The 3,308-nt window shown below is 38.6% G+C and carries 5 protein-coding genes and 1 pseudogene; 1 reads left to right on the top strand and 5 read right to left on the bottom strand.

What is annotated here, in order from left to right:
* Together HT703_RS11260 and HT703_RS11915 are read right to left on the bottom strand one after the other, a co-directional pair.
* Positions 1–136: pseudogene (locus HT703_RS11260) on the bottom strand (restriction endonuclease subunit S); the annotation flags it as partial.
* Positions 137–509: 373 nt separating this feature from the next.
* A complete protein-coding gene (locus tag HT703_RS11915) occupies positions 510–659 on the bottom strand; it encodes a hypothetical protein (RefSeq protein WP_000410533.1) in 150 nt (49 codons plus the stop codon).
* On the opposite strand from HT703_RS11915, the gene HT703_RS11245 reads away from it, so the two are divergent.
* Positions 624–743: a hypothetical protein gene (locus HT703_RS11245; RefSeq protein ID WP_001808898.1), complete on the top strand. Its 120-nt coding sequence runs from the start codon at positions 624–626 to the stop codon at positions 741–743. The two genes, HT703_RS11915 and HT703_RS11245, sit on opposite strands and share 36 nt — an antisense overlap.
* Positions 744–838: 95 nt before the next feature.
* On the opposite strand, the gene glnA is transcribed toward HT703_RS11245, so the two are convergent.
* The 3 genes from glnA to HT703_RS11230 form a co-directional block, all read right to left on the bottom strand.
* Positions 839–2,185, bottom strand: coding sequence for a type I glutamate--ammonia ligase (gene glnA, locus HT703_RS11240; protein WP_054393253.1), 1,347 nt, complete (start codon positions 2,183–2,185; stop codon positions 839–841).
* A gap of 36 nt (positions 2,186–2,221) precedes the next feature.
* Positions 2,222–2,578, bottom strand: coding sequence for a transcriptional repressor GlnR (gene glnR, locus HT703_RS11235; protein ID WP_000659547.1), 357 nt, complete (start codon positions 2,576–2,578; stop codon positions 2,222–2,224).
* Between the two features lie 76 nt (positions 2,579–2,654).
* Entirely contained in the window at positions 2,655–3,182 is a 528-nt protein-coding gene (locus HT703_RS11230; protein ID WP_054393254.1) for an aromatic acid exporter family protein, read from the bottom strand.
* Positions 3,183–3,308: the final 126 nt, after the last annotated feature.

Raw genomic sequence — 3,308 nt, 5'->3', positions numbered from 1 at the left:
CTTTGATTGGTCGTGGAGAGCCACCTCTGACAATTTCAACCAATGTAGAAAACCTCGCCCACTCCCAAGTATCAGGAATATCATAAGGAACATCAATTTCTTGAGTACTTCCATCAGCAAACTTCCCATAATGTTTCTTATGTGCTTCAAGTATATAAAAAGGCGTAAAAATACGCCTATAGATAATGGGGTTGAAATAGGTTTATTGTTGATGAGATTGTAGATAATTCAATTTTTTACTTCCAATCGAATACTTAAAACCTCCACCTTTTCTGCCTGTAATTGTTCATCATAAAATTCAATATCTTCAGGATTTTCCCCTTGGCAACCTCGGTAGAAATATTCTTCCGCTCGATCAGGATTCAAAAATCGACAAGCACAAACAAAACAGTCTCCATCATCATTTATTGAGATAATATAGTAGATTGAAATAAGATGTAAACAAATCGATTAGGAAAGTTAAATTAGTTTCTAGAAATTTTTAGCAGATGTAGTGTGCTATTCTAGTCTCAATTTACTATGGCTTCAAATATATCTTTCGAAAAAATATTTACAGATGTGTAATTTTGAAGCTTGCAAAAGTTAGTAAACTTGTAGATTTCGATTTGAAGCAATTTGTTTTCTTGCCCGATATTGTTTTTGAAATTGAATTTTTCCATAGTGACTCCTTGATTTTCTTCTACACGTCTGATGATAAATCTAATTCGCAAAAGAGTCAAGAGGATTTTTCGAAAAATAAATAGCGACCGAAATCGCTATTTTAAGGGTTATAGGTATTTGATAGCTTAGACTGCTGTGTGACTGTTTACCCTCAGGTAATCTTTCTTCTATATTATCATTAGTAAAGGTCTAAATAATTATCAATTTCCCATTGTGAAACGAAGGTTGCATAGCTTGCCCATTCGATTCGCTTGGCTTCAAGGAAACTAGTATAGATATGTTCTCCAAGAGCCGCTCTGACAACCTCATCTTCTGTCAAAGCTTTCAAAGCGTTGTGAAGAGTTGATGGAAGGTCTGTAATACCAGCTTCCTTACGCTCTTCTGCTGTCATGATGTAAATATTTTCTTCAATAGGAGCTGGTGCTTCGATTTTATTTTCAATACCATGCAAACCAACCTCCAAAAGAACAGCCATAGCGATGTAAGGGTTCGCCATTGGATCCACTGAACGCAACTCAAGACGAGTTCCCATACCACGTGAAGCAGGCACGCGCACAAGTGGCGAACGGTTACGACCAGCCCAAGCAATGTAAACAGGCGCTTCATAACCTGGAACCAAACGTTTGTATGAGTTAACTGTTGGGTTCATGATGGCAGTATAGTTGTAGGCATGCTTAATCAAACCGCCAAGGAAATGGTAGGCCGTTTCTGACAACTGCATTCCTTTTGGATCATTTGGATCAAAGAAGGCATTGTTTCCTTCTGCATCAAACAAGGACATATTACAGTGCATACCTGATCCAGCAATACCAAATTTTGGCTTCGCCATAAAGGTTGCGTAAAGGCCATGTTTGCGAGCAATGGTTTTAACAACAAGTTTAAAGATTTGAATCTTATCACAAGCACGGAGGACTTCATCGTACTTAAAGTCAATCTCATGCTGTCCAACCGCGACCTCGTGGTGACTGGCTTCTACTTCAAATCCCATTTGGGTCAAGACATTCACAATCTCACGACGTGTGTTGTCCGCAAGGTCAGTAGGCGCCAAATCAAAGTAGCCACCCTTGTCATTCACTTCAAGTGTTGGGTCCCCATTTTCATCGAGTTTAAATAGGAAAAATTCTGGCTCTGGTCCAAGGTTGAAGGATTTAAATCCAACTTCTTCCATGTGACGAAGAGCACGTTTCAAATTGCCACGAGGGTCCCCCGCAAATGGTTCACCTTCTGTTGTATAGACATCACAGATCAAACCTGCAACACTTCCATTTTCATCTCCCCAAGGGAAGACTGTCCATGTATCCAAGTCAGGGTACAAGTACATATCTGACTCATTGATACGTACAAAACCTTCAATAGAAGATCCATCAAACATAGCCTTGTTTGACAAGACTTTATCTAACTGTTCATCTGTAGCAGGAATTTCGACGTTTTTCATGGTTCCCAAAATATCTGAGAACATGAGACGGATAAAGGTAACATTTTTTTCCTTGACTTCACGACGAATATCTGCAGCTGTGATTGGCATGAGTTTTCTCCTTAATGTATGACTACTTGCGGTTGCTTAACCGCGACCAAAAGGTGATTGCACCGAAGCAAAGCGACCCTGTTGGAGGAGTTCATTGTGAAGTGCACGGCGCACCTCAGTCTGACTCACCGCTTTCTTGGATTTCGCTTCACGTTCAGCATATTTTTTCTTAATGGCAGCGATATTATAACCTTCAGAGATATAATCTTTGATTTCAAGCAGACGATCCATGTCATTCAAGGAATACATGCGACGGTTCCCTTCGTTTCGATCAGGTTTGATCAACTCTTGATCTTCATAATAACGAATCTGACGCGCCGATAGATCGGTCAACTTCATAACACTGCCGATAGGAAAAACAGCCATATTTCGGCGAAATTCTTTTTCCTTCATTTACAATTTCCTTCTTTCTGTCTATTATAGTCTAAAAAAAGACAAACGTCAATTGATAATGTTATAAAATGTAACATTATTTTTCTTTTTTCTCTAAAAGGAGCCGAATACGATCAATATCGTAATTTACTAGAATTGCGACAAAAACTCCCATAAACGTTTCTGATACACGCGCAAACACGTACAAAATTGTTTCGCCGCTCGGAATCGATAGGGTAATGATTAACATAGCCGCTACACCACCAATAACCCCCGCTTTGTTATTCATGGCTACATTTGTCATAATGGTTAACATGGTACAGATTGGAACAACAACCAAGGTTACCCAAAAGGCTTCGTGGAAAAAACTATTTATTAGGAAGAAGACCAAAGCATAAAGGCCACCGATACTATTTCCAAGAATACGCGAAGTCCCAAAATGAACACTCTTATCAAAACTCTCCCTCAGGCTAAAAACAGCTGTCAAAGCACCGATTTGAAGACCTTTCCAACCAAAAAAGCCAAAAATCAAGAGAACTAGAAAAACAGCAATACCTGTTTTAAAGGTTCGCATACCAAGTTTGAACTGGGATTTATCGAATTTATATTTTTTAAAATAACTCATAATCTCAACTTTCTATTTCCATTTTATCATAAATTGGCTGATTTTATGAGCAATAGTTGAGAGGAAGCGTTTTTATTTTAAGCAAAAGAAAAGAGGAACTTTCATCCCCAATGTCATTAAGTTAGT

Origin of the sequence: Streptococcus sp. 3874 (genome assembly GCF_013276425.1) — a bacterium.
Taxonomy (GTDB): Bacteria; Bacillota; Bacilli; order Lactobacillales; family Streptococcaceae; genus Streptococcus; species Streptococcus pseudopneumoniae.
The sequence above is the reverse complement of the archived record's forward strand: the minus strand, read 5'-3'. Positions and strand labels throughout refer to the sequence as shown.